Origin of the sequence: Nocardia goodfellowii, assembly GCF_017875645.1 — a bacterium.
GTDB lineage: Bacteria > Actinomycetota > Actinomycetes > Mycobacteriales > Mycobacteriaceae > Nocardia > Nocardia goodfellowii.
On the sequence record NZ_JAGGMR010000001.1, the window covers coordinates 1,563,756 to 1,590,271 of the forward strand.

At 68.1% G+C, this 26,516-nt stretch carries 23 protein-coding genes; 12 read left to right on the top strand and 11 right to left on the bottom strand.

Annotated elements, in window-relative coordinates:
• The first annotated feature begins 45 nt into the window (after positions 1-45).
• Positions 46-705, top strand: a complete 660-nt coding sequence (locus tag BJ987_RS06655; protein WP_209885670.1) for a response regulator — start codon at positions 46-48, stop codon at positions 703-705.
• A gap of 121 nt (positions 706-826) precedes the next feature.
• A complete protein-coding gene (locus BJ987_RS06660; protein WP_209897951.1) occupies positions 827-1,462 on the top strand; it encodes a DUF1707 SHOCT-like domain-containing protein in 636 nt (211 codons plus the stop codon).
• A 63-nt stretch (positions 1,463-1,525) separates the two neighbouring features.
• Here BJ987_RS06660 and BJ987_RS06665 read toward each other — a convergent pair whose 3' ends face one another.
• Positions 1,526-2,716, bottom strand: a complete 1,191-nt coding sequence (locus BJ987_RS06665; RefSeq protein WP_209885672.1) for a helix-turn-helix domain-containing protein — start codon at positions 2,714-2,716, stop codon at positions 1,526-1,528.
• A gap of 287 nt (positions 2,717-3,003) precedes the next feature.
• On the opposite strand from BJ987_RS06665, the gene BJ987_RS06670 reads away from it, so the two are divergent.
• Positions 3,004-3,462: a hypothetical protein gene (locus tag BJ987_RS06670; RefSeq protein ID WP_209885674.1), complete on the top strand. Its 459-nt coding sequence runs from the start codon at positions 3,004-3,006 to the stop codon at positions 3,460-3,462.
• Positions 3,463-3,513: 51 nt separating this feature from the next.
• Here BJ987_RS06670 and BJ987_RS06675 read toward each other — a convergent pair whose 3' ends face one another.
• On the bottom strand, positions 3,514-4,638 hold the full coding sequence (locus BJ987_RS06675; RefSeq protein WP_209885676.1) for an alkene reductase: 1,125 nt from the start codon (positions 4,636-4,638) through the stop codon (positions 3,514-3,516).
• A 65-nt stretch (positions 4,639-4,703) separates the two neighbouring features.
• Here BJ987_RS06675 and BJ987_RS06680 point away from each other — a divergent pair, with 65 nt between their 5' ends.
• Together BJ987_RS06680 and BJ987_RS06685 are read left to right on the top strand one after the other, a co-directional pair.
• The gene (locus BJ987_RS06680; RefSeq protein WP_209885678.1) at positions 4,704-5,075 is read left to right on the top strand and encodes a MerR family transcriptional regulator; all 372 of its coding nucleotides are present in this window, start codon (positions 4,704-4,706) and stop codon (positions 5,073-5,075) included.
• Between the two features lie 74 nt (positions 5,076-5,149).
• The gene (locus BJ987_RS06685) at positions 5,150-7,327 is read left to right on the top strand and encodes a DUF2339 domain-containing protein (protein WP_245365846.1); all 2,178 of its coding nucleotides are present in this window, start codon (positions 5,150-5,152) and stop codon (positions 7,325-7,327) included.
• A gap of 50 nt (positions 7,328-7,377) precedes the next feature.
• Here the strand turns inward: BJ987_RS06685 and BJ987_RS06690 are convergent, their stop codons facing one another.
• The 4 genes from BJ987_RS06690 to BJ987_RS06705 are packed head-to-tail and all read right to left on the bottom strand — an operon-like array spanning position 7,378 to position 13,172.
• Positions 7,378-10,122: an MMPL family transporter gene (locus tag BJ987_RS06690; protein WP_209885680.1), complete on the bottom strand. Its 2,745-nt coding sequence runs from the start codon at positions 10,120-10,122 to the stop codon at positions 7,378-7,380.
• On the bottom strand, positions 10,122-10,844 hold the full coding sequence (locus BJ987_RS06695) for an NYN domain-containing protein (protein WP_209885682.1): 723 nt from the start codon (positions 10,842-10,844) through the stop codon (positions 10,122-10,124). Before BJ987_RS06695 ends, BJ987_RS06690 begins: the two co-directional genes overlap by 1 nt.
• Entirely contained in the window at positions 10,844-11,659 is an 816-nt protein-coding gene (gene trmB / locus BJ987_RS06700; RefSeq protein WP_209885684.1) for a tRNA (guanosine(46)-N7)-methyltransferase TrmB, read from the bottom strand. The genes BJ987_RS06695 and trmB overlap by 1 nt, the downstream gene beginning before the upstream one ends.
• A 52-nt stretch (positions 11,660-11,711) precedes the next feature.
• The gene (locus tag BJ987_RS06705) at positions 11,712-13,172 is read right to left on the bottom strand and encodes a lipase family protein (RefSeq protein WP_245365847.1); all 1,461 of its coding nucleotides are present in this window, start codon (positions 13,170-13,172) and stop codon (positions 11,712-11,714) included.
• A gap of 211 nt (positions 13,173-13,383) precedes the next feature.
• Between BJ987_RS06705 and BJ987_RS06710 the strand changes: the two genes are divergently transcribed.
• The 5 genes from BJ987_RS06710 to BJ987_RS06730 all read left to right on the top strand — a co-directional run bounded on the left by BJ987_RS06710 (position 13,384) and on the right by BJ987_RS06730 (position 19,434).
• Positions 13,384-14,166, top strand: coding sequence for an SDR family oxidoreductase (locus BJ987_RS06710; RefSeq protein ID WP_209885686.1), 783 nt, complete (start codon positions 13,384-13,386; stop codon positions 14,164-14,166).
• 62 nt (positions 14,167-14,228) lie between these two features.
• Positions 14,229-15,365 (top strand): hypothetical protein, encoded by a 1,137-nt coding sequence (locus BJ987_RS06715; RefSeq protein ID WP_209885688.1) that lies wholly within the window; start codon positions 14,229-14,231, stop codon positions 15,363-15,365.
• A gap of 37 nt (positions 15,366-15,402) precedes the next feature.
• The gene (locus BJ987_RS06720) at positions 15,403-16,908 is read left to right on the top strand and encodes a hypothetical protein (RefSeq protein WP_307869519.1); all 1,506 of its coding nucleotides are present in this window, start codon (positions 15,403-15,405) and stop codon (positions 16,906-16,908) included.
• A 272-nt stretch (positions 16,909-17,180) separates the two neighbouring features.
• On the top strand, positions 17,181-19,004 hold the full coding sequence (locus tag BJ987_RS06725) for a phosphoenolpyruvate carboxykinase (GTP) (protein ID WP_209885690.1): 1,824 nt from the start codon (positions 17,181-17,183) through the stop codon (positions 19,002-19,004).
• A gap of 238 nt (positions 19,005-19,242) precedes the next feature.
• Positions 19,243-19,434 carry a hypothetical protein gene (locus BJ987_RS06730; protein WP_209899735.1) on the top strand — a complete coding sequence of 64 codons (192 nt, stop codon included), beginning with the start codon at positions 19,243-19,245 and terminating at the stop codon, positions 19,432-19,434.
• On the opposite strand, the gene BJ987_RS06735 is transcribed toward BJ987_RS06730, so the two are convergent.
• Positions 19,431-20,876: an aldehyde dehydrogenase gene (locus tag BJ987_RS06735; protein ID WP_209885692.1), complete on the bottom strand. Its 1,446-nt coding sequence runs from the start codon at positions 20,874-20,876 to the stop codon at positions 19,431-19,433. The genes BJ987_RS06730 and BJ987_RS06735 overlap by 4 nt on opposite strands.
• A gap of 234 nt (positions 20,877-21,110) precedes the next feature.
• Between BJ987_RS06735 and BJ987_RS06740 the strand changes: the two genes are divergently transcribed.
• Positions 21,111-21,386: a hypothetical protein gene (locus BJ987_RS06740; protein WP_245365848.1), complete on the top strand. Its 276-nt coding sequence runs from the start codon at positions 21,111-21,113 to the stop codon at positions 21,384-21,386.
• Between the two features lie 2 nt (positions 21,387-21,388).
• Here the strand turns inward: BJ987_RS06740 and BJ987_RS06745 are convergent, their stop codons facing one another.
• Both BJ987_RS06745 and BJ987_RS06750 read right to left on the bottom strand, forming a co-directional pair.
• Entirely contained in the window at positions 21,389-22,153 is a 765-nt protein-coding gene (locus tag BJ987_RS06745; protein ID WP_209897959.1) for a class I SAM-dependent methyltransferase, read from the bottom strand.
• 149 nt (positions 22,154-22,302) lie between these two features.
• Positions 22,303-22,449: a hypothetical protein gene (locus BJ987_RS06750; RefSeq protein WP_209885696.1), complete on the bottom strand. Its 147-nt coding sequence runs from the start codon at positions 22,447-22,449 to the stop codon at positions 22,303-22,305.
• Between the two features lie 256 nt (positions 22,450-22,705).
• Between BJ987_RS06750 and BJ987_RS06755 the strand changes: the two genes are divergently transcribed.
• Positions 22,706-23,881, top strand: coding sequence for a glycosyltransferase family 4 protein (locus BJ987_RS06755; protein WP_209885698.1), 1,176 nt, complete (start codon positions 22,706-22,708; stop codon positions 23,879-23,881).
• Positions 23,882-23,902: 21 nt separating this feature from the next.
• Here BJ987_RS06755 and BJ987_RS06760 read toward each other — a convergent pair whose 3' ends face one another.
• Together BJ987_RS06760 and BJ987_RS06765 are read right to left on the bottom strand one after the other, a co-directional pair.
• On the bottom strand, positions 23,903-24,286 hold the full coding sequence (locus tag BJ987_RS06760; protein WP_209885700.1) for a nuclear transport factor 2 family protein: 384 nt from the start codon (positions 24,284-24,286) through the stop codon (positions 23,903-23,905).
• 52 nt (positions 24,287-24,338) lie between these two features.
• Positions 24,339-26,471 carry a hypothetical protein gene (locus BJ987_RS06765; protein ID WP_372446844.1) on the bottom strand — a complete coding sequence of 711 codons (2,133 nt, stop codon included), beginning with the start codon at positions 26,469-26,471 and terminating at the stop codon, positions 24,339-24,341.
• Positions 26,472-26,516 lie beyond the last annotated feature (45 nt).

Sequence of the window (26,516 nt, forward strand, 5' to 3'; positions counted from 1 at the left end):
GGAGGGTCTGGCCCGGTGACCCGCGGCGGGGAACAGGAGACGGCGATGACCGACAGTGCGGCGATCTCGGTGATGGTGGTGGACGACCACCCCATGTGGCGGGACGGTGTCTCGCGCGATCTGACCGAGGCCGGATTCCAGGTGGCGGCCACCGCCGACGGTGTGGGCGCCGCGACCCGACGGGCCGCGGCGGTGCAGCCCGCGGTCGTGCTGATGGATATGCAGCTCACCGACGGAAACGGGGCGCAAGCCACCGCCGAGGTGCTGCGGGTGTCGCCGGACAGCCGGGTGCTGGTGCTGTCCGCGTCCGCGGAACGCGACGACGTGCTGGAGGCGATCAAGGCGGGGGCGTCGGGATATCTGGTGAAGAGCGCGTCGGCGACCGAGCTGATCGACGCGGTGCGCGCCACCGCCGCGGGGCAGCCGGTGTTCACGCCCGGACTGGCGGGGCTGGTGCTGGGCGAATATCGGCGGATGGCGACCGCGCCGGCCGAACCGGACGAGCCGCATCGGCCCGCGCTCACCGAGCGGGAGACCGAGGTGCTGCGGATGGTGGCGAAAGGCTTGTCCGCCAAGCAGATCGCGTCCCGGCTCGGGCTGAGTCATCGGACGGTGGAGAACCACGTCCAGGCCACGCTGCGGAAACTGCAACTGGCCAATCGGGTGGAGCTGACCAGGTACGCGATCGAGCAAGGGCTGGAGTAGCGGTTCGGTCATCCCTGAGCGCGGCGCGGGATCCGGGTTTTCCCGGATGTCCAGCGGCCCGGCTCTCGCTACTCTCGATGTCATGGGTGGCCCGGAAACAGTCAATGGCGCGGGCGGCACGATCGGCGACCGCGACCTGCGCGTCTCCGACGCCGAACGCGAACACGTCGGTGAGTTGCTGCAACGCGCCGTCGGCCTCGGCATGCTCTCCCTCGGTGAGTTCACCGAACGCATGGACACCGCCCTCGCCGCCAGAACCCGCGGCGAACTCAACGCCGTGCTCATCGATCTGCCCGGTGTCCGGCTGATCGGTCAGCCCGCTGCTCAGCCGACCCGTTTCGTGAACGCGGCACCCTCTTTGCGTAAACCCGGTCCGGTGCCCGCCCACCCGGGCGATGTCATTCGTAGTCGCATGTCCGGGGTCACCCGTAAAGGCCCCTGGCAGGTTTCACCCACCCTGCGCCTGAACAACTGGTTCTCCGGCACCACCCTCGACTTCACCGAGGCCATCATGTCCACCCAGGTCGTCGAACTCCAGGTCGACGACTACTTCAGCTCCCTCACCCTCATCGTGCCCGCCGAGGCCACCGTCGACCTCAACCAGCTCGACCTGCTCGGCTCCAGCATCAACAACAAGGTCCGCACCGGCCCGCCCATCGGGCCCCTGCACCTCGTCGTCCGCGGTCAACTCCGCTTCGGCTCGGTCACCGCCAAGCACCCTTTCATCGCCCACTGGCGCAAGCTCATGGGCCACTGAGCCTGACCTCCGAGGTTATGGCGCCCATCGGGCGGAGGATGGACACTTACCGATAGGCGAGGGTCAGGTGTGTACGCCGAGTCGGTGCGCGAAGGCGCGGAGGGGGGTGCGGCGGTCGTGGTCGAGAAGTTCGGAGACGATGTGGCGGGGGAGGGCTTGGTATTTGATCCAGTCGGGGCCGCCTACGCGTTCGGCGTGCAGCAGGGCATCGAGGGCGCGCTTGTGCTGGCCGGTGCGGGCCCAGGCGACGGCGGTGTCGGCGAGGTGGCGGGCGCGGGAGGCTTGCGGGAGGCCGACGGTGGCGGGCATCTTGTCGGCGGCGTCGAGGGCTTCGGCGTAGCGCTCGGAGGAGACGTTCACGTCGACCGTTTGCATCACCACTTGGGAAGGGCCGAAATAGGTTTCGTAGTCGCGGCGGTCGGCGCCCAGGCGCAGGGCGACCTCGCTCGCGGCATCGATCAGCGAGAGCGCTTCGGGGACGTTCTGGGCGCGGCCGGCGGCGGTCGCGCCTTGCAGAACCAGGGAACCATAGGACGAGAGCTGTGCCGGGGTCGCGTCGCCGGTGGGTTCGAGTTCTGCGGCGGCGCGCAGGGCGACGCGGCGCGACTCGTCGTAGCGGCCCTGCACCAGCAGCTGCCAGGCGACCGAGCCGCGGATGGTGGCCAGCAGCAACGGATCCGCGCCCTGTTCGGCGGCGGCGAGGGCTTGGCGGATGGCCAGGAACGCAGGGTCGGTCTGACCGAGATGAACCAGGGTGCAGCCGGTTACCCAATACATCCGGGCCAGTTGCTCGTTCGCGGGCGCGACGGTGCCGTTGCGGGCGGCGTGCGCGGTCGCGCGCAGCTGGGTGAGGCCGGACGGCAGGATGGTGGTGAGTAGTTCATAGCGGCCGACCCAGTACGCGCCCCACGCGTAATCCACCGCCCGGGAAGCCTCGTCGAGCGAGATGGCTTGGTCTTCGGGGGGCTCGCCGAGCAGGTCGTCGACGGGGGTTAGGGCACGGCGGATCGCGACGATGCCCGCGTCCGGGTTGCCCGAGGGCACGCCGTGACGTTTTCCGACCAGATCGGCGATGTCCACATCCAGTGCGCGGGCCAGCTTTTGCAGGCTGGCGATGGAGGCGGTCTGCCGTCCGCCCTGCTCGAGCTTGCGCACCAGATCGACGCTGACCCCCGCTTGGTCGGCGAGCTGACGTTGCGTTAGCGCTTTGCCACGGAAACGCCGGATGCGAACGCCGATCGACGAATCGTCCATCTATCCAAACCCCTTTGTTACATCCGTGTTTCAGGATACGACGCTAGGTGATAGCGCTGGGCGAAAGTGGGACATTGCGTACGACTTGTTTTGCCCCGTTCGGAATACCGTTGTGTTTCTGCAACTTTGAGAAAGCAAAGGGCGGCGGCAATGATAACCATGCCGAACACCACTTCTCGCGCGGATCGCGCGACCGGTGCACACCTCACCTGCCACACCCAACGCCTCCCCGAACAGTTAGCTTTACCGGAAGGGGCCGCCACCGGATGCGTGGAGGAGTGAGCGCCATGTTCGAAAGCTGTCACTCTCCCCACGAAATCGCCCACCTGCTGCGCCGTCGCTTCGGCCTCCCGGTGCAATTGCTGGCGGGCCGTCCGATGATCACCACCGGCTCCATCCTCGGCGCCCTGGTCATGCCGCCCCACCTGGGCCGCAGCGTGCTGGAGGCACTGGACCCGGCCTTGCAGACACCGGTGGTCGCCGACCCCGGCGACCGCACCTGGACCTTCCTGGTCGCCCCGCCGACCACGGCCAAACCGGTGGACATCGCCGTCCGCCGGCACCTGGCCGCGCACCAGGTCACCGTCGTCCCGAGCGGCCGCTACGTCCTGCTGCCCACCACCGACTCCAGCTTCGGCTGGCACTGGGCCGCCGAACCGGCCCAGGGCGTACTGCACATGCCACCCCGCTCGGTCGTCATCGATGCCGTGCACCACGTGATCGCGTTACCCGCACCCACCCCGTGATTCACCGCGACCGGCCCCTGCCCCCGGGGATCGGATAGGGGCCGGTCGCGGTCACGCCGCGGGCGCGGCGACGAGGTCGCCCGCCGCGGTGGGGTAGTCGGTGTAGCCCTCCGCACCGCCGACATACATCAGGTGGGCTTCTCGAACCTGGTTGAGCGGGGCGCCGGTGCGGAACCGTTGGACCAGATCGGGGTTGGCGAGGAAAGAACGTCCGAGGGAGACGAAGTCGGCGCCGGCCGCGAGCAGGCGTTCGGCTGCTCGCTTGCCGCCGTCGGCGGGCAAGGGCTGGCCCCAACCGAGATTCGGGTTGGCGATCAGACGGCCCGGCCAGATCTCGCGAATCCGCTGGAACACGGTGTCTTCCGGATCGGCGAACACGACGTGCAGATAGGCGAGATTCCGGTCGGCCAGGGCGCTGACCAGGGCGGGATAGATCGCGGCGGTATCGCCTTCGTCGATGCCGTTGGCGGTGACGGCGGGGGAGATGCGCACGCCGACCCGCTCCGGTCCGATGGCCGCCGCGACCGCTGTGACGACCTCGACGGTGAATCGGATGCGGTTGGCGACCGTGCCGCCGTACGCATCGGTGCGATGGTTGGTGTTCTGTGCCAGGAACTGGTGCAGCAGATAGCCGTTCGCGCTGTGGATTTCCACGCCCGCGAAGCCCGCGTCGAGGGCGTTGCGGGCGGCGGCGACGAAATCATCGACGGTGGCGTGGATTTCGTCGACCGTGAGTTCGCGCGGTACGACCGCGTCCTGGTGGCCGCTGGGGGTGTGGATCGTCTCGGGCAGCGGAATCGGTGACGGAGCCACCGGGTGCACGCCGCTGTTGTCGGGGTGTCCGACCCGCCCGCCGTGCTGCAACTGCAGGAACATCCGGCCGCCCGCGGCGCGCACGGTCGCGGTGACTCGACGCCACCCCGCCACATGCGCTTCGGTGTAGACAGCGGGGATATTCGCATAGGTCTGACCGACCCGGCTGGGTGTGGCCGCCTCGGCGATGATCAGGCCCGCCGACGCGCGCTGGGCGTAGTAGGTCGCCATCAGCGGTGACGGGACACCGTCGGCGGCAGCGCGATTGCGTGTCATCGGCGCCATCACCAGGCGGTTCGGAAGTTCCAGGGTGCCGAGGCGGGCCGAGTCGAAAAGCTGTGCGGTGGCTGCTGTGTTCGTCATACCGGTACGGTAAAACCTGACATTGATGTGAGAATCAAGTCCGAAATCGAAATGCGAGGTCGCGGATGCGAATCGGGGAACTGGCACAGCGCACCGGGGTCAGCGAGCGTTCGCTGCGGTACTACGAGCAGCAGGGGCTGCTCGCGGCCGACCGCACGTCCGGCGGGCACCGAGACTATCCCGAACGCGCCGTGGACCGCGTCATCCACATCCAGGAACTGTTCGCGGCCGGACTCAACAGCAAGAAGATCGCGCAGCTGCTGCCGTGCATGCGCGATTCCGACGGCGGCGCCAACGAATACGCGACCCCAGAACTGGTGACCGCACTGACGATCGAGCGCGATCGAATCAACCGCACCATCACCGATCTGCTCCGCTCCCGCGAAGTCCTCGACGAAGTGATCGATCGCGCCGCCGGACGCTTCACACCTGCGTAAATCGCGTATAACCCGCCTCAGCCGCGGGTGTTTCTACTCATGTGCCGGCCCCCGCCGAAGCCGACCATCGAACCATGACTACAGCCATCGATCCGGTGCTGCTCACGCGACTCTCCGGCGAGTTCACCGCCCTCGGCGCGCAAATGGGCGAACTCGGCCGCGACCTCGAGGTGCTGCGCACCCAAGTAGCCACGGAAGTGGCCGCGAGCCAAGCCGTTTCGACCGAACACCCCCAACCCTCCACCAGCCCGACCGCACCCACCCAAGACCCAGCGCACCCGCAGGCAAGAACCCAACCCCCAGACGACAGGCAGCAGCCAACGGATCGTGTCCAGCAGTCGTCAGGTGCTCTGCTCGGCCAAGAAGCATCGATGGCAGCCGCGCAGCCCGCGGAGGCGAGGTCGCAGGCGTGGATTCCGCAGCCGCAGCAGCCGCAGACGGCTCAGTCGCCGCTGACGGGTCCGTCGACTCAGACGGGGCAGACGTTCGGGTCGACACCATCCCCGCAGGGTGGTGGCGGGCAGGGGGCTGTCTATGGTGGGCGGCCGTCGCAGGGGGCCGGGTTCGGTTGGGCTGTGCCGCAACAGCCGGGTTGGGCTGCGGTGCCCCCGCGGGGTGGGCCGCCGCGGCCGCCGGTGCGTAAGCCGGTGGGGACTCCGTGGTGGCAGCGGGAAGGGGTGATCAGCCGGGTGCTGGCGGTGGCCGGTGTCGGTGTGACGCTGGTCGGTGTGGTGATGCTGCTGGTGTTGGCGGCGCAGGCCGGGATCTTCGGTCCGGTGCCGCGAGTTGTCGCGGGCGCGTTGTTCTCGGCGACCCTGGTCGGTGTCGGCATGCGGGTGTTCGGGCGCGCCGGTGGGCGCGTCGGCGGTATCGCATTGGCGGCCACCGGGTTCGCGGGCGCTTACTTGGATGTCGTGGCGGTGACTTCGACTTATGAGTGGCTGCCGCGAGGGGGCGGTCTGGCGTTGGCGCTGGCGATCGCTGCCGGTGGGGTGGCGCTGGCATTGCGGTGGAACGCGCAGGCGTTGGCCGTGCTGGTGGTGGCGGGGGCGGCATTGCTCGCGCCGGTGGTGACGTCGGAATTGGTGCTGCTCAGCTTCCTCATCGTGCTCCAGTTGGCCGGCGTACCAGTGCAATTGGTGAAGGACTGGCCGGCGCTGCATATCGTCCGCACCATGCCCGCGGTGCTGGTGACGCTGCTGTACGTCATGATCGCCGGCTTCGATTCCGCGCAGCGGGACCGCGTGCACTGGGTGCTCGCCGCGGCGATCGCCGTCGCACTGATCGGTCTGGCCGGTGCGCTTCTGGTGGGACGCAAGCGTCCTCAAGACCTCACTGCCACAGTCGCTTTCGCGATCTCGACCATTCCGCTGCTGGCGGCCGTGGCCCTGTTCGACCGCCTGCCGAGCATGCTCATCGCCGGTACCACTGCCGCGGTGCTGACAACTGTCGCCACGCTCGCGATGCTGCCGAAACTTCGTACGGTGACGCGTATTCCGGCACACACCGGAATCGCCGCCGCGGTCACGGGCGCCTTCGCGCTGCTAGAAGTCTGTGTCCAGGCAACCCAGGTGCAGACCGCCCCGATCGCCTTGTTCTTGGTCGCCATCGGCTACCTCGGTGTCGCCGGCCGGCAGCGCAATCGCGTCGCCGCGGGTATCGGCGGGGTCTTCGCCGTACTGGGCGCGCTCACCTTCGTCGACCGGGTCAACCCGAAAACCTTGGCCACACAACGGCTCGCGGAGAAATATTTGGATCTCCCGACAGCCTTGGCGGCGGTGCTCGGACTGGCCGCGCTCGCGGTGGCGGTGTGGGGCTTGCGCCGGGCACCGGCCTCGAGCAAGGACGACACCGGGCAGTCGATGCTGTGGATCGCCGCGAGCGCCGCCGGTCTCTACGCGGTCACCGCGGCGACGGTCTCGATCGGTGTGGCCACCGGCGCCACCGACGGTTTCGTCATCGGTCACAGCGCCGCGACCATTCTCTGGATGGTCGCCGCGACGACGGCCCTGCTCTACGGACTGCGCAATCTCGCTCGCGCGAGGGCGGTAGCGAAGGTCGCGCTGGGATCGGGTCTGCTCGTCACCGCGGCCGCGCTGGCCAAACTGTTCCTGTTCGACCTCGCCACCCTCGACGGCCTCATCCGGGTTGCCGCCTTCTTGGTGGTCGGCGTGCTGCTCCTGCTGGCGGGCACCCGATACGCCCGCGCTTTCGCCGAGGCCGGTACCCGCGACGACGCTCGATCATCCTGACCTGCAACGAAAAAGGCCCGTCCAGCTGGACGGGCCTTTTCTTGTGCGACTTACTCTTCCTCGCGGCGGCGGAGCAGTTCGTTCACGCTCACCGTGCGCCCGTCCCCACCGGCATGGCGGCCCGGCTCGGTATCGGCGATCCGCCGGCGCGACGAACGCAACTCGGCCATCCAGTTCTCGATGCTGCTGCGATTGTCGTCCGGAGGCGGGTCGGCAGCGGGCTCGGATGCGGCATGGTGCGTGGGCCGGTGCTCCTCCGGCTCAGGCGTGAACGGCTCCGTATTCGCCGGTTCCGGCACGGGCGGCACCGTCCGCGACACCTCCGGAGTCGGCACCGGAGGCGCCACGCGCGGCCGGGTCGGGTCCGGAGCGGGCGGCATCGGCGCGGGCGGCCGGGGCGGTTCGCCCTGCTGAGTCTTGGGCGGCAGAATCCGCGGCCGACGCGGCGGCGGGGCCGGCGGCACCTTGTCCAAGCGCTGGGTCGGGGCTTCCGCCTCGATTTCCGCGACCGTGCGCGGGCGGCGCGGGGACTTCGGCGGGCGCTGACCGTCCTCCAGGACCGGCATCACCATGGTGACGGGATCGGTGACCGGGGTGGTTTTCACCAGGTCGACGAGCTCGCCGCCGCCGGGACGCTCATCATCGAGGATCGGTTCACCGAGCCCGACCTTCTGCTGAATCTTCTTCATCCACTTCGGCGCCCACCAGCAGTCGTCGCCGAGCAGCTTCATGGTCGCGGGCACCAGCAGCATGCGCAGAATCGTGGCGTCGATCAACAGCGCCGCCACCATGCCGTAGGCCAGGTACTTCATCATCACCAGGTCGGAGAACGCGAACGCGCCGACCACCACGAGCAGGATCAGCGCCGCGGCGGTGATGATGCGTCCGGTCTGCGCGGTGCCGATGCGGACCGCTTCGGTGGTGGACGCGCCCTGTGCGCGCGCCTCCACCATGCGCGACAACAGGAACACCTCGTAGTCGACCGAGAGGCCGTACACCACCGCGATGATCAGCACCAGGATCGGTGACATGATCGGCTGCGGGGTGAAATTCAGCAGACCGGCGCCGTGACCGTCGATGAAGATCCAGGTCAGGATGCCGAGCGTGGAGCCGAGGCCGAGCGCGCTCATCAGCGCGGCCTTGATCGGCAGCACCAGCGAACCGAAGGTCAGGAACATCAGCAGCATGGTGACCAGCAGCACCAGGCCGATCATCATCGGCATGCGGTCGACCAGCGCCTCGATACTGTCCCGGGTTATCGCGGGCGTGCCGCCGACATACATCTGCACGTCGTCGGGCAGGGACAGCTCACGCAGGTAGTCGATGGTCGGGTCGTAATTCTCCGAGTCGGCCAGGGTCGCGGTGGTGCGGTACACGTTCGGATCGCTCTGGGAACGCGAGGGCACCTCGAACTGACCGGCGAGACCGGGTGCGGCGTTGGCTTCCTTCCACACCTTGCCGACGTTGCTGCTGTTCGGGGAGACGAAGATCAGCATGATCGGGTCGGTCTTGCGCAGCGGGAAGATCTCGTCGAAGTGCTGTTGCGCGAGCCGGGTCGTATTGTCCGGCGGCAGATAGCGTTCGTTGATACCGCCGAACGCCAAGTTCTTCACCGGGATGATCAGCAGCAGCAGAATGATGGTGATCGGGACCGCGATCTTCAGCGGATGCTGCATCACCCAGCGGGTCTGCCGCCCCCAGAAGCCGTTCTCCACTTCTTCGGCGGTCTTGGTCTTGCGCATGAACTTGAGCCCCAGCCAGTCCACCCGCTTGCCGAGCACGGCGAGCATCGCGGGCAGGATGGTGATCGAAGTCAGCGCGGCCAGGGTCACCGTGGCGATGGAGCCGTAGGCGATCGACTTCAGGAAGCCCTGCGGGAACAGCAGCAGGCCCGCGAGGCTGGCCACGATCATGGTGGCGGAGAAGACGACGGTGCGTCCAGCGGTCATGACGGTCCGGCGGACCGCGGCTTTGGTGTCGTAGCCCTCGGCGAGTTCTTCGCGGAACCGGCTGACGATGAACAGGCCGTAGTCGATGGCCAGACCGAGACCGATCATCGAGACGATGTTCCCGACGAAGTTGTTCACCTCGGTGAATTTGGTCAGGAACATGATGATGCCGTTGGCGCCGAGGATGGTCAGGCCGCCGATGATCAGCGGGAGCGCCGCGGCGACGATGCCGCCGAAGATGAAGAACAGCAACAGCGCGACCGCCGGGAAGGCGATGACCTCCATGCGTTTGGAGTCGTGCGCGATGGTGTCGTTCAGCGTGCCCGCGACCGCCTGCAGGCCGGCGACCTCGGTGTCGATACCCGCAATGCCGAACTTGTCCTTGACCACCCGGTAGTTGCGCACCATGTCGGTGTCGTTGTCACCGACGATCGCGATGGACGCGAAGGTGTACTTCTTGTCCTTGGACCCGAACAGCGAGGGCTGGGCCGGACCGGTTTCGGTCTGCCAGTAGGCGCCGTTGATCTTGGCGATCTGACCCGGGTAGTCCTTCGGCAGCGAATTGAGGCTGGTGAGGACCTTCTGCTTGAACTCGGGGTCGTCGATCGTCTTGCCGGCCGGGGCGGCGTAGAGCACCAGCACGTCGCTGTTGTGATCACGCCCGTAGGAGGCGTCCGCCAGCCGTGCCGCGTGGGTCGACTCCGAGGTCGGATCGTCGAACCCGCTGGAGACGAGATGGTCGGCCACGCCGAGGCCGTAGAAGCCCAACGAGAGCAGGGCGGCCGCGACCAGCCCGATGACGGAATAGCGCAGCCGGTAGACCAGATCGCCCCAGCGTGTGAACACTAAGCGACTCCTTGAGCGGGGCGAGAGGTGAGCAGTGCGGACAACGGCCGGAACGGCTGCAGCCAAGCACCCTCGTCGGGCAGCGACTCGAGGCTGACCCGTGGCAATGGTTCACGGAACACACCCGGGATGTCCTCGAGATCGATGAACTCGAGGGTATCCGATGTGACGGCCCAACTCGCGTGCTCGCGGAACCCCAATACTTGTACGGGGATGCCGTGTGCGGCAAGTTTTTCCAGGGGTTCGCGGAAGGCCTGGCCGTCCGCGGACGCGACCATGATGCCGGCCAGTCCGGCGCCGCGGCTGCGTAGTTCGATGTGGGCCAGCATGTCCGCGTCGACATCGGAGTCCTCGTCGACTTTCGGCTTGGCGAAAACCGCGTAGCCGACATTGCGCAGCGCCTCCACCCACGGCCGCACCACATCGGCGGTGCCGGGCGCGATATTGGTGAAGACGGTGGCTTCCGGTTCCACCCGGGTCTGGCTGCCGACGGACAGTTCGGCGGTGCGGGCGAGCAGCCAGCGGCCCAGCGCGTCGAAACGCGGGCGGTAGGCGGCGGTCGGTCTGCCGCCGAGGATGGCGCCGAGGCCCATGTCCAGATTCGGCGCGTCCCAGACGAGCAGGACCCGGCGCACGTCCGGTGTCGAGACGCTCAACACTTCGGGGCCCTGCACCTCCCCGGCAACATCGGTGACCTCGGAGGCCAACTCACTGGCGATCATCATTCGATCTTGCCCCATATGAACTCGGTGATGGCGCTTCCGGCGCGTTGTGCCTTGCCTTCGAATTTCGTGACGGGGCGGTCGAACCCGATCGGCGCGGTGTCGCGATGCTCGGCGCTGACGCCGCCGGTAGCCTCGTTCAAGCCGGTGAGCTGCGGTTCTCCGGCTCCCACCGCGGCGATCCACTCCGCGTAATCGGCATGGTCGGTAGCGACGTGCAACACACCTCCGGGCCGCAGGCGGCTGGCGATGAGCGACAGGGTGGCGGGCTGCAGCAGTCGGCGTTTGTGGTGGCGCGCCTTGGGCCACGGGTCCGGAAAGAAGACGCGCACACCGGTAAGCGAATTCTCGGCAATCATATTTTCCAGCACGTCGACGGCATCGCCGCGCAGCAACCGGATATTGCCGATGTCCTCGCGTTCGATGCGCTGCACGAGCTGGGCCAGGCCTGGCTGGTACACCTCGATGCCGATGAGGTTCAGGTGCGGTTCGGCCTGGGCCATCTCGGCGGTGGCCGTGCCGGTGCCGCAACCGATCTCGATGACCAGCGGTGCGGAGCGGCCGAACCAGGCGTCGGCGTCGAGCGGTTCGTCACCGACCGGGCGGCCGATCCGGGGCCACATGCGGTCCCAGGACGCTTGCTGATTCGGGGTCAGCGCGCCGCGGCGGGAGCGGAAACTGGTGACCCGCGGGTAGAGGCGGGAGCCGGTGGTGGAGCGTCGTCCGGCTTCGAGGGGGACCGCGGCTGTGGACGGCCCCGGAACCGACTCGTCAGTATGGTTAACGGCGTCGTTCACGCGTCCATTGTCCAGCATCGTGTCAGGGGGACGCTAAGCGAACCCCGGGGAGCGCCTCGAGCGGCGTAATTCAGGCCGCGCGTTCTCGCTGTAGCCGCGGGGCGGACGGGGTCTCCGAGCGCAGCGGCTGCCCCAGCACCACGCGTGCCGCGGTGGACGCCATCTCCAGCAGGCCACGTATTCCGGCGGGGGAGGCGAGGACCGACCAGACGGTGGTATCGGTGTTGGCGGTCGCGGGCGCCCCGGCCAGCCGGTCGGCCAGCCAGCCGAGGGTGATCGGGGTATGCAGCACCAGCATGGAGAAGTGCTCGCTGAGCCGGTCGCGCACATAGGTGACGTGCGCGCCGCCGTCGCGATAGCGCGTCACCTGGCCATCGACGCCGTCCATGTGGATGATCTGGTCGTGCACCGGTTGCACCACCAGCAGCGGACAGGCCGGGGTCGAGTTGCCCAGGCGCAGATCGTCGAACATGGTCTTGAACTCCGGGCTGTCGAGCATCTGCTCCAGCGGCTCGCCGGTGAGGAAGTCGCCGAGCCGCTGATTGGCGAGCCCGACGATCGAGCCGACCGGGGTGGAGTTCTCCGCATGCGTGACGAACTTCTGCCCTTCCGCGGTGAGCCCTTCACGGACCACGGCGCCGAGGGCGGGGTAGAGCTTGTGCAGGGCGGCGATGACGACGGCGGGCAACCCGGCGTACGCGGTTCCGTTGAGCCGCAGGAAAACCTGGCCGGGGTCGCCGACCGGCGCGCCGAGCACCGCGCCGACGAGATTGAGCTCCGGCGCGTAGGTCGGCGCCATCTCGACCAGCCACGAACTGGCCATCCCGCCGCCGGAGTAACCCCAGGCCGCGACCTGAGTGCCCGAATGCAGGCCGAGCGGCGCGAAACTCAGTGCGGCGCGCACGCCGTCGAGTGCGCGGTAGCCGGGTTCGCGGGGCGCGCCGAAATTGCCGTGCGGCCCTTCGTGATCGGCGATGGATACCGCCCAGCCGCGGCGCAGCGCGTTGGCGACCAGCAGCCATTCGAACTGGGTGACCGCGCCGATCGCCCGCGCGCCGCGGCGCAAAGCGTAAGAGGGCGCGCATTTTTCGGTGACCGCGTCCATCGCGGTCTGGAACGCGAGCAGCGGGCGTTCCTCCGCCGGGTCCGTGCCCGCGGGCAGCAGGACCGTGGTGACGGCGGCCTCCGGCGTGCCGTGCATATCGGTGCTGCGGTAGAGCAGTTGCCAGGCCGAAACCTGCTGCGGCACCACACCGAACAGCGCGAGCTCGATCTTGCGGCTGCGCAGCACGGTACCGGCGGGCCGGTTCGCGAAGCCCTTGGGCGGCCGGTGGAACGGGTCCGCGCTGGGCAGGGGCGGCGTCTTGCTCGTCAGCAGCTGGGCCGAATTCAGCAGGATCTGGGCGGAGTTCACCAAGATCTGCGCCGAGTTCAGCACCACCTGGGCGGCGTTGCCGCGCGCGGGCTCCGCGCTGATCCGATGCCGGCGCATGCGCTTCGGCGCGGTCTGGGTAATGGCGTCGCTGCTCATCACGACCTCCCCGCCCGCCCGGGTGGACGGACTCTGTGTATATATCGGACCAGCTTCGATGGGTGTTCCGCAGATCGCGCCGAAAAGTGCATATTGTTCGAAATCGGCTGGTACGCACCGTTACTCATGCTGATCTTCTTGCAGAGTATGGGAGTGCGGTGTATCTGTGAACCCTGGTTATAGGACGCGCGGGCGGCACTAGACTGCGCCCATGAACTCACCGACGGTGTTCATCACCGGTGCGGCCGCGGGCATCGGCCGGGCCACGGCTCTGCTTTTCGCTGCGCAGGGCTATCAGGTCGGCGCGTACGACATCGACGAAATCGGCCTCTCCCGCCTGGCCGCGGCCATCACCGAGGCCGGTGGCGCGGTGCGGACCGGCGTGCTGGATGTGACGAACGCCACGCAGTGGGCCGAGTGCCTCGCCGAATTCCACGGCGCGACCGGCCGGCTCGACATCTTGATCAACAACGCGGGCATCCTGCGCTCCGGCGCCTTCGAGGACATCGAACCCGCCGTGCACCGCGCCGTCATCGAGGTCAACGTCGTCGGCGTCATCAACGGCACGCATGCCGCGTTCCCGTTTCTACGGGACACCCCGGGCGCGCAGGTAGTGAATCTCTGTTCGGCCTCGGCGATCTACGGCCAGCCCGAACTCAGCAGCTACGGCGCCTCCAAGTCCGCGGTCAAGAGCCTCACGGAGGCCCTGGATCTGGAATGGGAACGCCACGATATCCGGGTGCTCGCGATCTGGCCGCTGTTCGTCGCCACCGCCATGGTGGACGGCGTGCGGACCGGTACCACGCAATCCCTCGGCGTTCATCTGACCGCCGAAGACGTGGCGGCCGGCATCTGGGCGGCCGTCAGCACACGCGGCCGGCTGCCGAAGGTGCACTACGAGATCGGCGCCCAGGCCAAACTGCTGGCCGCGGCGGGCAAGTACGCCCCGAACTGGGCCACCCGCACGGTCAACAAATACCTGGCCAAACGCTGAACCAAGCGCGTGCGCCGGCCCTGCGTCTGACAGAATTGCGCAGCGAGAAGGGGGATGGAGCCTTGCCGACAGCGACCGAATTCAATGGGCAACCGCGCGAGCGCGGAGTGCCGACACGGGAACAGGATCAGCTCGATCAGCTGCTTGTCCACTTGCAGGCGTCTGGGGCGGATCCCCAGATCGGGTACCACGCCGGCGTCGCGGTGAATTCCTGGCGCCGGCCGCCGCGGATCCAGGTCACCGGCCGGGCACACGCGGGCCGGACGACGGTGCTGCACGCGCTGGCGCTGATGTCGGCCGCGGAGACCGGACCGGTGGACGAGCCGGGGCAACCCGATCCGGTGATCGACGCCGATCTCGTCGTCTACGTGCTGTCCGGTTCACCGTTGCCCGCCGATCGCCGGATTCTGGACGCGTTGCCGCCGGAGCGCACCGTCGTCGTGCTGAACAAGGCCGACGCCATCGGCACCCGCTGGGCCGACGCCGTCTTCGCCGCCGACCAGTACAGCCGGGAGCTGGGGATCGTGGTGCTGCCGGTGGTCGCCTCGCTGGCCGTGCGCACCCGCGCCGGTGCGGTGTCCGATCCGGAGCTGGCCACGCTGCGCCGGCTGGCCGAATCCGGGGATCCCACGTTGACGCTGTCCTCGGATCTGTTCACCTCGCCGGCCCTGGGCCCGGATGTGGCCGAGCGCGAACAACTTCTGGAGCGCTGGGATTTCTACGGCATCACCTGCGCGCTGAGCGCGCTGCGCCGCGCACCCGAACTGTCCGGGCACCAGATCCTGCAGATCTTGCACGCGGTCAGCGGCATCGACCCGCTGCATCGCCTGCTCCATCGCCGGTACGAGCAGGTCACCGCGTTGCGCGGGGGCGAGATGCTCGACGAACTGGCGCGCCTCGCGGCCCGCGCGGTCCCCGGCGTGCACGGCCGGGCGCGCGATTTGATCGAGGGCTACCTGGACAGCGACGACGCGATGTGGACCGCGCTGTGCGCGGGTGTGGCCAACCCGTCCGTCGCCCATCTCGCCGCCGGTTACCCCTCGCCCGCGCCCGCCGACGCCGACGACGCGTTGCACCGGGCCGCGCGTTGGCGCGCGGTCGTCTCCAGCGACATGTCCCCGGCTGCCCGGCGCGCGGCGTTGCGCGCGCACAACGGCTACGTCCGGCTATGGGAGCGAATGAGCAGTGCCGGACTCTGAGCAACCGGATTCGGCGCGGCGGGCGAGGAGGCCCGCTGTGTCCCCGGTTGATTCGCCGACCGAGACCTTGCCCGCCGAGGTGGAGAAGGTGGTCGCGCGCTGGAACCCGCAGGGCGCGGCACTGCTGAAGGCGATGCGGTCCGGCGGCGGTGCGGCGACGGTGACTCTGATCGGTCCGGACGACGCCAACACCACGCTGCTGCGCACCGAGTTGGCGCGGTTCGAACCGCGGGTCGACCTCACCGACCCGATGCCCGACTCCGGCGCGGCGGTGGAGAGCACCTCGCCCGCGGGTATGGCCCCGAACACGGTCGTGCTGGTCCTGCTCGACGCGGGCAACACCCTCGGCACCGGCACGCTCGAGCTCTTGCGCCGCCTGCGGGCCGACGACATCCGAATCCTGCTCGCCATGAACGCCATCCACGCCTACGGCGACTGGCGTTCGGTGCGGCAGCACAATCAGGAACTGCTCGCCGCCCACGGTTACGGCGAACTGGACATCCTGCCGGTCTCGGCGAAACTCGCCGCCGCCGCCCGCGCCACCGACGACGCCAGCCTGCTGGACCGCTCGGGCCTCACCGCCCTGCACGCCGAACTGACCGCCGCGGCCACCGGCGCTCCGGGTGACGGCCGGTTCGCGGCGGTCACCACCCGTGTTCTCACCGATACGCGGCAACGCATCGTGGGCCAGGTCGAGAAGCTGCGCGCCGCCACCGAGGTGGACCGCTGGCGCGTGGAACGCGCGACGCTGCTCGCCGGCCGGGACGGCGGTCGCGCCGGGGTGATGGCCGCGTTGCGCGGTCAGTTGCATCTGGCTCGGGTCGATCTGATGACCGAGGTCGGTTCGCAGATCCGCTCCCTGCATGTCGCCGCGCGCGCCGAGCTCGACCGACTCCGCCCGAAGGAGCTGGACGCCTACCCGGACCGTCTGCAACAGTCGGTGACCGAACTGACCGGCGCCCTGGACCAGCAGATCGACCGCCGGCTGTCCGCGCTCGTCGATCGTCTGGAGGGCACCGCCGGATTGCGGCATCTACGCCGCGATCCGGCCCCGCGGGTCGGTCCGGATCCCGAGCCTCGGCATCGAGGTGTCGAAGATCACTTGATGGTCGCCCTGGGTGCCTCGGCCGGTGTCGGTCTCGGTCGCCTGCTGGTGGCTCCGCTGGCTTTGGTGCCGGCTCTGGATTTCGCCAGCATTCCGGTGACGCTGCTGCTCGGCGGCCTGGTCGCGTGGTGGGTGGTGCGGGCGCGCCGGCAAGTCGCCGACCGCGCTCATGTCCGGCAGTGGATGGCCGACGCCCTGGTCAACGTCAAGGCTCAGCTCGAACAACGGGTCGCCACGGCACTGGTGGAATCGGAAACCGAGCTGGCCGACCAGGTGGTACGCGCCAGCGCCGCGCGCATCCTCGAAACCGACCGCCGGGTGGCCGAATTGGAGGCCAGAATCCGCCGTGCGGGCGCGGAACAGCCCGGGCAACTCGCCGCGTGCAAACGGGACGTGGACACGCTGGATCAGCATCTTCGCCCTGTTGATCCGGCCTAAGAGTGGGTAATAAGACAGCACCCGATTCCGTACTGGTCGTCATACCGCGTTAACCTCTAAGCAGGAACCTGGGCGTCCGCTTCGTCCTTGTACGCCGCTCAGCCGGGGCGCGCTTTACGACTGGTCGTAGCGGGAGCCTTCACCGCCAATGGTGGCGCTTGGTGTGTTCGCGCTGGTCACAGGCCCGCCGTAGCGACTGCTCGCAGGTCGCTGGAAACGGTCGGCCAGGGCGGGCGTCTACACCTCGAGCCGCCCATCTCAGGAGAGTTTTCATGACCTCAGCGACCATTCCTGGTCTGTCCGACGGAAACGCGCCCACCGCGCACCGCGAACTGCTCGCCTGGGTACAGGAAGTCGCAGAGCTCACCCAGCCGGAGCGGGTGGTCTGGGCGGACGGTTCCGACGCGGAGTGGGATCGACTAACCGCTCAACTCGTCGAAGCGGGCACCTTCAAGAAGCTCGACGAGAAGAAGCCGAACTCGTTCCTGGCGCTCTCCGATCCCTCCGATGTGGCGCGTGTCGAATCCCGCACCTACATCTGTTCCAAGTCCGAAGCCGACGCCGGCCCGACCAACAACTGGGTCGATCCCGCCGAGATGCGCGCCACCATGACCGAGCTGTATCGCGGCTCGATGAAGGGCCGCACTTTATATGTGGTGCCGTTCTGCATGGGCCCGCTCGGCGCCGAGGATCCCAAGTTGGGCGTCGAACTCACCGACTCCGAGTACGTCGTGGTGTCGATGCGCGTGATGACCCGCATGGGCGCCGCCGCGCTGGAGAAGCTGGGCACCGACAAGCCGTTCGTGAAGTGCCTGCATTCGGTGGGCGCGCCGCTGGCCGAGGGTCAGGCCGATGTGCCGTGGCCATGCAACGACACCAAGTACATCACCCACTTCCCCGAGGACCGCGAGATCTGGTCCTACGGTTCCGGTTACGGCGGCAACGCACTGCTCGGCAAGAAGTGCTACTCGCTGCGTATCGCCTCGGCGATGGCGCACGACGAGGGCTGGCTGGCCGAGCACATGCTCATCCTCAAGCTCATCTCCCCGGAGAACAAGGCCTACTACATCGCCGCGGCGTTCCCGTCGGCCTGCGGTAAGACCAACCTCGCGATGCTCCAGCCGACGGTTCCCGGCTGGCGCGCGGAGACCCTGGGCGACGACATCGCCTGGATGCGGTTCGGCGCGGACGGCCGCCTGTACGCGGTGAACCCGGAGTTCGGTTTCTTCGGCGTGGCGCCCGGCACCAACCACAGCTCCAACCCGAACGCGATGGCCACCATCGACGCGGGCAACACCGTCTACACCAATGTCGCGATGACCGACGACGGCGATGTCTGGTGGGAGGGCCTGGAGGGCGAGCCCGATCACCTGATCGACTGGAAGGGCAACGACTGGTACCGGCGGGACACCGAAACCCTCGCCGCGCACCCGAACTCGCGGTACTGCACGCCGATGTCGCAATGCCCGACGCTGGCGCCGGAGTGGGACGACCCGCAGGGTGTGCCGATCTCGGCGATCCTGTTCGGCGGTCGCCGCAAGACCACCATCCCGCTGGTGACCGAGTCCTTCGACTGGGAGCACGGCGTGTTCATGGGCGCCACCATGTCCTCGGAGCAGACCGCCGCGGCCGAAGGCAAGGTCGGCACCGTGCGTCGCGATCCGATGGCGATGCTGCCGTTCCTCGGCTACCACGTCGGTGACTACATGAACCACTGGATCACTCTCGGCAAGAACGCGGACGCGAACAAGCTGCCGAAGATCTTCTACGTCAACTGGTTCCGCCGGGGCGACGACGGCCGCTTCCTGTGGCCCGGGTTCGGCGAGAACTCCCGCGTGCTGGAGTGGATCGTCGGCCGCATCGAGGGTTCGTCCGGCGCCGAATCCACCGCCATCGGCCATGTGCCGCACGCCGCCGACATGGATCTGGAAGGCCTGGACGTGGACGCCGCCGACGTCGACGAGGCGCTCGCGGTGAATGTCGAGGAGTGGCGCAAGGAGATCCCGATGATCGAGGAGTGGTTCGAGTTCGTCGGCGACAAGCTGCCGTCCGGCGTGCGCGACCAGTTCGAGGCGCTGAAGCAACGCCTCGGCTGACCCGCGCCTGAAACGCCGACCGCCCGCACCGTTTCCGAACGGTGCGGGCGGTTCTCTTTGCCGGACAAGGGCTTTGTCGGCGGGTCCTACCTGCCGATCCCGGCCGAATGCCCGTTGTGCGAGGTTTGCCAGAAGCTGTCTTATGCTGGCGTCGATCCGTCAATGACGCCTGTCCAGTCCGGATGCTGACAGATAGCTATCGGCCTGAACTGCTTCCTATCGAGAGGTGGTTTCCCGCATGACCGATCTGGAGTCCGGCGGACCGCGGACCCCGATGGTGACAGATTCGGAGCTGACCGGCGTGAGCACGCCGCTGCGCCGGGCCGCGGGACGGCTGGAGGCGGTGCTGCCGCCCGGCTGGCGGGTGGAGGTGGTCGACCCGCAGACCCCGGACGGTCAGCCCGCCTTACGCGTGGTGATGCCGGATTAGCCGGTCCAGCCGAGCGGCATCAGCAGCGACTTCTGCTCGCAGAACGCGTCGATGCCCTCCGGGCCGTTCTCGCGGCCGAGGCCGGAGTTCTTGTAGCCGCCGAACGGCGAACTCGGGTCGAAGGCGTACCAGTTGATCGCGTAGGTGCCGGTGCGCACCTTGGCCGCGATCTCCGCGCCGTGCTCGATATCGCTGGTCCACACCGAACCGGCCAGGCCGTACTGCGATTCGTTGGCGATCGCGATGGCCTCCTCCTCGGTGTCGTACCGGATCACCGCGAGGACCGGTCCGAAGATCTCCTCCTGCGCGATGGTGGACTTGTTGTCCACATCGGCGAAGATCGTCGGCTCGACGAACCAGCCGCGGTCGACGCCCTCGGGCCGGCCGCCGCCGAGCACCAGGCGCGCGCCCTCTTCCTTGCCCTTGGCGATGTAGCCCTCGACGCGCTCGCGCTGCGCCTCCGAGATCAGCGGGCCCAGTTGCACACTCGGGTCGGTGGGATCGCCGACCTTCATGGTCCGTACGTGCTCGACGAGCGCGTTGAGGATCTCGTCGTAGCGGCTGCGCGGTGCGAGGATGCGGGTCTGGGCGACGCAACCCTGACCGGAGTTCATCAGCCCGGAGAAGGCGAGTTGCGGGATGGCGGAAGCCAGGTCCGCGTCCTCCAGGATGATCGCTGCGGACTTGCCGCCGAGTTCCAGTGAGACCGTCTTGAGTTGTCCGGTAGCGATAGCTCCGATTTTGCGACCGACCGCGGTGCTGCCGGTGAAGCTCACCTTGTCGACGCCGGGATGCGAGACCAGGTACTCGGCCACCTCGGCCTCGGCGGGCAGCACCGAGAGCACGCCCTCGGGCAGCCCGGCGTCGGTGAAGATGTCGGCGATCATGTTGGCGGTCAACGGAGTCAGCGGCGCGGGCTTGAGCACCACGGTGCAGCCCGCGAGCAGCGCCGGGGCGAGCTTGTTGACGGCGAGGAACAGCGGCACGTTCCAGGCGGTGACCGCCGCGACGACGCCGCGCGGTTCCCGCGAGACCCGGGTGGTGCCGAACATGCCGGTGCGGGTCTCGCTCCACGGGAACGACTTCGCCAATCCGGCGTAGGTGTCCAGGGCCGCGGTTGCCGGAATCTGGTTGAGCATCATGGCGAACATTTGCGGTGCGCCCATTTCCGCGGTCAGGGCGGCGACCAGGTCGGCGGAGCGTTCCTCGATCAGGCGGGCGGCGCGGGTGAGAACCTGTGCGCGCTCCTCGGGCGGGGTCTGGGGCCACGGCCCGGAATCGAAGGCCTGCCGGGCAGCGGCGACCGCGGCGTCGACGTCGGCGCGTTCGACCACCGGGACGCTGCCCACCGGCTCGACCGTGGCCGGCGAGAGGACCTGGAGGCGCTCGGAACTGGTTGGCGCGGTCCAACGGCCGCCGATGAACAAGCTGTCGTAATGCATGGGAACACGTTACAGTTTTGCGGCCCGCTTGTCTGTAACATGTTTCAGTTTTCCGGCACGCCGTAGTCCTGAGCTGCGTGAATTCCAACCTGTCGGTTCGCTTCTCGGAGAACGCACTATTGCGTTCTGTTGCTGGAGGGAGGATGCTGATAGCTACTGATCAGCTCGCTCGATTCTCGGAACCGAATGCAGGGGAGACGAGTTATGGCGGTGCAAGTAGTCGGACGCTCGGTAATGACCAGCGACCAGACTCGACATCAAGCTAGAAGCGTGGGCAGCGGCGGGTGGGTGGTGTCCTTCCTACCGGGTCGCACGCTGACAATCGAGCAGGCCACGGCCGCAATGCAAGCGGCGGAGGTGATCGCGTACGTCAGGTCGCTGGCTGATCAGGTCGGCCTCACGACATTGGAGGCGGTCGGCCTCGCGATGCAGGAATCCCCTTGGAACGAAACGGTTCCCGATAGCACCTGTGCCAGGCGCAGCTGGCGTCGCGGCTGGCTGGAGAAGTAGAGCTATTTCGTCGCCACCACGACAAGATTGCTCACCAATAACTCCCTGATCAGCGGGATTCGCACCAACCACCAAGCCCAGCTCGGGTGGTAACGCGGAAACAATGCCCGCACGTCAGCGGATGTGGCCGACGCCCAACGCAATCCATCGGCCGCACCCACGGCGAACAGGGATGTCCCGAAACGATTCTTCGGCTCCCGGCCATGCATCCTCCGGTACCGCCTGGCCGCGTACTCCCCACCGAGGTAATGCCAGGGACCGGTCTCATGACCACCGAACGGGCCGTGCCACACCGTGTACGACAACACGATCAGGCCGCCGGGCTTCGTCACCCGCACCATCTCGTCGGCCATCAACCACGGATCCGGCACGTGCTCAGCCACATTCGACGAAAAGCAGATGTCTACGGCGTCGTTCCGGAACGGCAAGGCCATTCCGGAACCACGCACCGCACCCGCCACCGACAGTCCGGCGGCATGCATCTCCGACGGATCCGGTTCCACGGGGATATATCTGGCGCCGGTGCGCGCGAACTCGTCGGCGAAGTATCCGGGTCCGCCTCCGACGTCGAGAACCGTCGCGCCCGCGAGGTCCCGGCCCGTGATGTCCTGATAGAAATCCGCGATCATCGCGGCGCTGTCCGCGGCGATACCGCCGTAGAACACGGCCGGATCGGACTGCTCGAACCGGAAACTGCTGAGCAACCGCCACGATCGGCGCAGCGTCGCGCGCCGCGCGAACCGCGACGACGGACGCCACCCTGGCAGCGGTCCCGTCACTTCGGCAGGCGTGATGTCAGCTCTCGGCACGACGGCGAGTCTCGCATAACCGGCGTACCCCGCCCTCGCCCAGTACCCGGGCCCGGCGCGGCGACGAGGCGGGCCCGGCCGGTGCGCACCGCCGGGCCCGCGGATCGTCAGCCGATGCCGCTGGAGGCGCCGCTGCCGGTCGAGGTCGACGAGGCGATGAGGGCGAGGATCATGCCGAGCAGGCCGTCCAGATCGCCGCCCGCGCCGCTGCCGGTTCCGGTGTTGTTGCCGGTTCTCGTTCGTATCGCTTTCATGTGTCCTCCTCATCGATGCCGAGTGCGGTACCCGACCACGCCCGCCGGATTCGGCGGGTGGCGGGAGGTTATCGAAGACAAGGTGTGAAATGTCAGCGTTTCAATGAATTGGCGATGGCGTAATAGCGCCACTGTTTTCGGCGACTGGGCAGGTGGGAGGGTTGCGGCGAGGATGCGGCGCGTTATGGTGTAGCGCGATATCGTGTTCCGGGCCGTCAGTGCGGTCCGCACCCTGACGACCGAGAGAAGCTCCACCGTGCGCGAAGTCCTCCTGCTCTGCTGGCGTGACACAGGGCACCCGCAGGGCGGCGGCAGTGAGCGGTACCTCGAGCAGGTCGGCGCGCAGCTCGCGGCGCGCGGCGTGCGGGTCACGCTGCGGACCGCCCGCTACCCGGGTGCGGCCAAACGGGAACGGATCGACGGCATCGAGATCAGCCGGGCGGGCGGGCGATACACCGTCTATCCGCGCGCGCTCGCCGCGATCGCGCTCGGCAGACTCGGATTCGGCCCCCTGCGCGGTGTGCGGCCGGACGCCGTCATCGACACCCAGAACGGCATCCCCTTCTTCGCCGCCGTCGCCGCCGACGCGCCCTCCGTCGTACTCGTGCACCACGGGCACCGCGAGCAGTGGCCGGTGGCCGGCCGGCTGGTCGGACGGATCGGCTGGTGGATCGAATCCCGGCTGTCCCCGCGCGTGCACCGCGACAACCAATACCTCACGGTTTCGCTGCCGTCGGCCGAGGAACTCGCCACCCTCGGCGTGCAGCGCGAACGCATCGCGGTGGTCCGCAACGGCGCCGAACCGGTGCCCGCCGGCGCACCCACGGGCGCCGCGCAGACCCGCGCCGCGCAACCGCGCGTCGTGGTGCTTTCCCGGCTGGTGCCGCACAAGCAGATCGAAGACGCGCTCCAAGCCGTCGCCCAGCTGCGCGACCGCGTCCCCGGCCTGCACCTCGACGTCATCGGCGGCGGTTGGTGGGCCGAGAACCTGCAAGCCGACGCGGACGCCCTCGGCATCGCCGACGCCGTCACCTTCCACGGCCACGTCGACGAACTCCGCAAACACGAACTCCTCGCCCAGGCGTGGGTGCACGTGCTGCCCTCCCGCAAGGAAGGCTGGGGCCTGGCCGTCATCGAAGCGGCACAGCACGGCGTCCCCACGGTGGGCTACCGCAGCTCCCGCGGGCTGACCGACTCCATCGTCGACGGTGTCACCGGTCTACTGGTCGACGACGTCAACCATCTCACCGAAGCCGTCGGCGAACTGCTCGAGGACGCCGAAGCCCGCACCGTGATGGGCGAGAAAGCCCGCGCCCGCGCCCGCGAATTCTCCTGGGAGCTAACCGGAAACGGCGTGTACGAGGTGCTGGCCGCCGCCGCCCGCGGCGAGCATGTCTCCGGATTGGTCGCCGCACCCGCACGCCAGCTCTGAAACGCTTGCACGCCAAGCGATTCAGCTGCGGTCCACCACCCGCGCGATCAGTCCGTCACGGAACTCGAATTCCGAGCGGCCGGTAAGTTCGATGACGGATCCAGCGGCAGGGCCGTCCGGCACATCGGCGGCGAACCGGCCCCGGTAGGCGATCTCGACCACGGTGACCGGGCCTTCCGTACGCGTCGACAGTACGCGCTGTTCCCGTTCGTCGAACAGCGCTGCGGCGTGCTCGGCCAGGCTCCGGAACTCGGCCACACCGTCGGCCGAAGCTGTCAGCTCAGCACCTGAGTAGTTCTCGAACCGCACATCCGGGGCCAAGAGCGCCATCAGGCCATCGATATCGAACGCGTTGTACGCCGCGATATAGCGGTCGATCAACGCCTGCTCGTCCGTCTCGCCCATCCTCGAAGTATCTCAGCCCCGAAACCTTCCGTCGCCTCCTTTTCTTGGGTGTTCAGCGGTCCCCTCCGCTGATTTCGCTCTGATTTCGCCTGGCTAGACCGGCCGCCAAGCCAACGAAAAGCATTCCAGCCCAGAGGATGTGCGCGGCACCGGCAAGCAAACGTTGTGTCCCTTCGGCTTCGGTGACGCGCGTCCCCGGTACTCGATACAACGCGAGCTCGCTGTCGACGTAAACCGGGTCCAGTTGGGCGATGGTGTTCTTCGATTCGCCGAGCGGGCCCGGCGTGGTGCGCTCGACCAGCACCCAGCCGACGCCCAATGCGGCCAGCTGCTCCGCCGAACCGCCCTGTAGCAGTAGGGTTTCCGCCTGCTGGGCCCGCTTTCCTTCGCCGGAGACGACCGCGCCGCGCACCGGCAGCTCACCGGTCTGGAGTACATCGTTGGGCAGCATTCGTGGAGCGGGATCGAGGACCGGGGCCTTTCCGCTATACGGGAACTTCCGGAACATTCCACCGGGCAGTACGGCTACGTCCCCAGGTCCGTCGACTTTTTCGGCCACGTGCTGCCAGCTGTGTGGATAGTGCACCGGGCGCAACGCGCCCCCGACGCCCCACGCCAGATCGGCGAGCGGGAGAATGAGCAGTGCGATGAAAACCGTTGCGATCAAGGCGGTTCCGGATGGGGACTGCGTCAGTGCGCGATCCGTTGGGTTCCCTCCGTTCGAGCCTTGATCTTTTGATACCGCGCTCGTATGTCTCGACTCTTCGGAGTCCTCGATTCGGCTTGTTGTCCCCAAGGGCTTGGGGATGTCTGTGGACAATTTCCCCAGTCGAGATTTCTTAGCTTCGTCTCGCTGGGCCTCCGGCTCTTTCTCGAATCGGCTCGATTCGGCGCTGCTGCCTATGATTTCGTCACCGTCGGCCGTCCTATCGGACAACCGGCGAGCAAACGCGTGACAGCCCGCAGCGGCGCACAGTGCATAGCCCGGCACAGCCAAGGCGACGTATTTCTGGGTATCACGCAGCAGGCCTGCTCCCGGCACCTGAACCACGAGCCATTCCATGACCTCGCGACCGCACCCCGTGGCCGCCAGTGCGGGCAGCAGCACCGCGCCAACTGCGAGTAGCAGTAGCGCCCTGCGGATCCGAACGCGGCTCGCATCCTGAAAGTGGCCAGGTCGGGGTTTATCGGAGTGCCCGAAGCGCGGTTGCGAGCACCGTCCGCTCCCAGGCCTCGAAGACGTTCCCATGCGGCCGTCGGCGACCGCGCGAACGCCGGTGGCCACGATCGCGAGCAGGACAATGGTGCCGACGAGAGCCAGAAGTGTTGTGCGCGAACCCGGTACGGCGTCGGCATTCCAAATGCCACCGAGCCCGGCCAGGCTGCCGAGGGTGGCCAGCCCCGGTTCGGCGCGAGCGGCGAACGCGGCGATACCGACCGGGTCCGAGGGTTCGGCACCTGCTCCGGAGAGCACGGTCGCCACCAGCCAGGGCGCGCTGGCCAGTGCCAGCAACAGCAGGGTTCCTGGGATCTGGGCCCGCCGGACCGTGACGAGCGCGGTCAGCCCCGCCAGCAGCGCGCCCGTCGGCGTCAACCCCGCCGCCGCGAAGCAGGCGGCCAGCGCACCCCATGCACCGGCAGATCCTGTTGCACCCCACCACCTTCGGGCATCTTCTGCGACCGACGAGCCACCCGGATCGGAACCGCTCGGCGGAGGCTGACTCGCACATCGAAGCCGATAGGCCGCCAGCGCGGTCCACGGCAAAGCCGCGTATCCGGCCAGCAAACTCCAGTGTCCTTGCAGCAGACGTTCGGCGACATACGGATTCCACAACGCGACAGTCGTGGCAACCAGCTGCGGCCCGACGCCGACACGCAGTAGCTCCCGCACCAGCACCGCCGCCCCATAACCAGCGGCCCACAACGCGAGCACCAGAATCGCCTTCACCAACACGCCGCCATCCACAATCGGCGACAACACCGCGAGCACCGCATCCTGCGGCACCGCCCGCGGCGCGGCATCCCCCAACCCGAGCGCCGCATCGGTCACAAACGACCGCGGCGTACTCACCGCATCCCGCAACAGCAAATACCCTGGCCCGAGCAGCGGCCCGACCACAAGCAGCGTCAACCCCGCGCTATACGCAGCCGGAACCAACTTCCGCCACTTCCCCGAGTCACCCACGGCTCGCCACCCTACGTGCCCCCGCCCCCCACCAGCCTCCCCACC

Bases quoted from the DNA above. Each gene is read 5' to 3' on its own strand.
- BJ987_RS06655 (WP_209885670.1), top strand. From the start codon at position 46: ATGACCGACAGTGCGGCGATCTCGGTGATGGTGGTGGACGACCACCCC.
- BJ987_RS06665 (WP_209885672.1), bottom strand. From the start codon at position 2,716: ATGGACGATTCGTCGATCGGCGTTCGCATCCGGCGTTTCCGTGGCAAA.
- BJ987_RS06670 (WP_209885674.1), top strand. From the start codon at position 3,004: ATGTTCGAAAGCTGTCACTCTCCCCACGAAATCGCCCACCTGCTGCGC.
- BJ987_RS06675 (WP_209885676.1), bottom strand. From the start codon at position 4,638: ATGACGAACACAGCAGCCACCGCACAGCTTTTCGACTCGGCCCGCCTC.
- BJ987_RS06680 (WP_209885678.1), top strand. From the start codon at position 4,704: ATGCGAATCGGGGAACTGGCACAGCGCACCGGGGTCAGCGAGCGTTCG.
- BJ987_RS06685 (WP_245365846.1), top strand. From the start codon at position 5,150: ATGACTACAGCCATCGATCCGGTGCTGCTCACGCGACTCTCCGGCGAG.
- BJ987_RS06695 (WP_209885682.1), bottom strand. From the start codon at position 10,844: ATGATCGCCAGTGAGTTGGCCTCCGAGGTCACCGATGTTGCCGGGGAG.
- trmB (WP_209885684.1), bottom strand. From the start codon at position 11,659: ATGCTGGACAATGGACGCGTGAACGACGCCGTTAACCATACTGACGAG.
- BJ987_RS06705 (WP_245365847.1), bottom strand. From the start codon at position 13,172: ATGAGCAGCGACGCCATTACCCAGACCGCGCCGAAGCGCATGCGCCGG.
- BJ987_RS06710 (WP_209885686.1), top strand. From the start codon at position 13,384: ATGAACTCACCGACGGTGTTCATCACCGGTGCGGCCGCGGGCATCGGC.
- BJ987_RS06725 (WP_209885690.1), top strand. From the start codon at position 17,181: ATGACCTCAGCGACCATTCCTGGTCTGTCCGACGGAAACGCGCCCACC.
- BJ987_RS06730 (WP_209899735.1), top strand. From the start codon at position 19,243: ATGACCGATCTGGAGTCCGGCGGACCGCGGACCCCGATGGTGACAGAT.
- BJ987_RS06735 (WP_209885692.1), bottom strand. From the start codon at position 20,876: ATGCATTACGACAGCTTGTTCATCGGCGGCCGTTGGACCGCGCCAACC.
- BJ987_RS06740 (WP_245365848.1), top strand. From the start codon at position 21,111: ATGACCAGCGACCAGACTCGACATCAAGCTAGAAGCGTGGGCAGCGGC.
- BJ987_RS06750 (WP_209885696.1), bottom strand. From the start codon at position 22,449: ATGAAAGCGATACGAACGAGAACCGGCAACAACACCGGAACCGGCAGC.
- BJ987_RS06760 (WP_209885700.1), bottom strand. From the start codon at position 24,286: ATGGGCGAGACGGACGAGCAGGCGTTGATCGACCGCTATATCGCGGCG.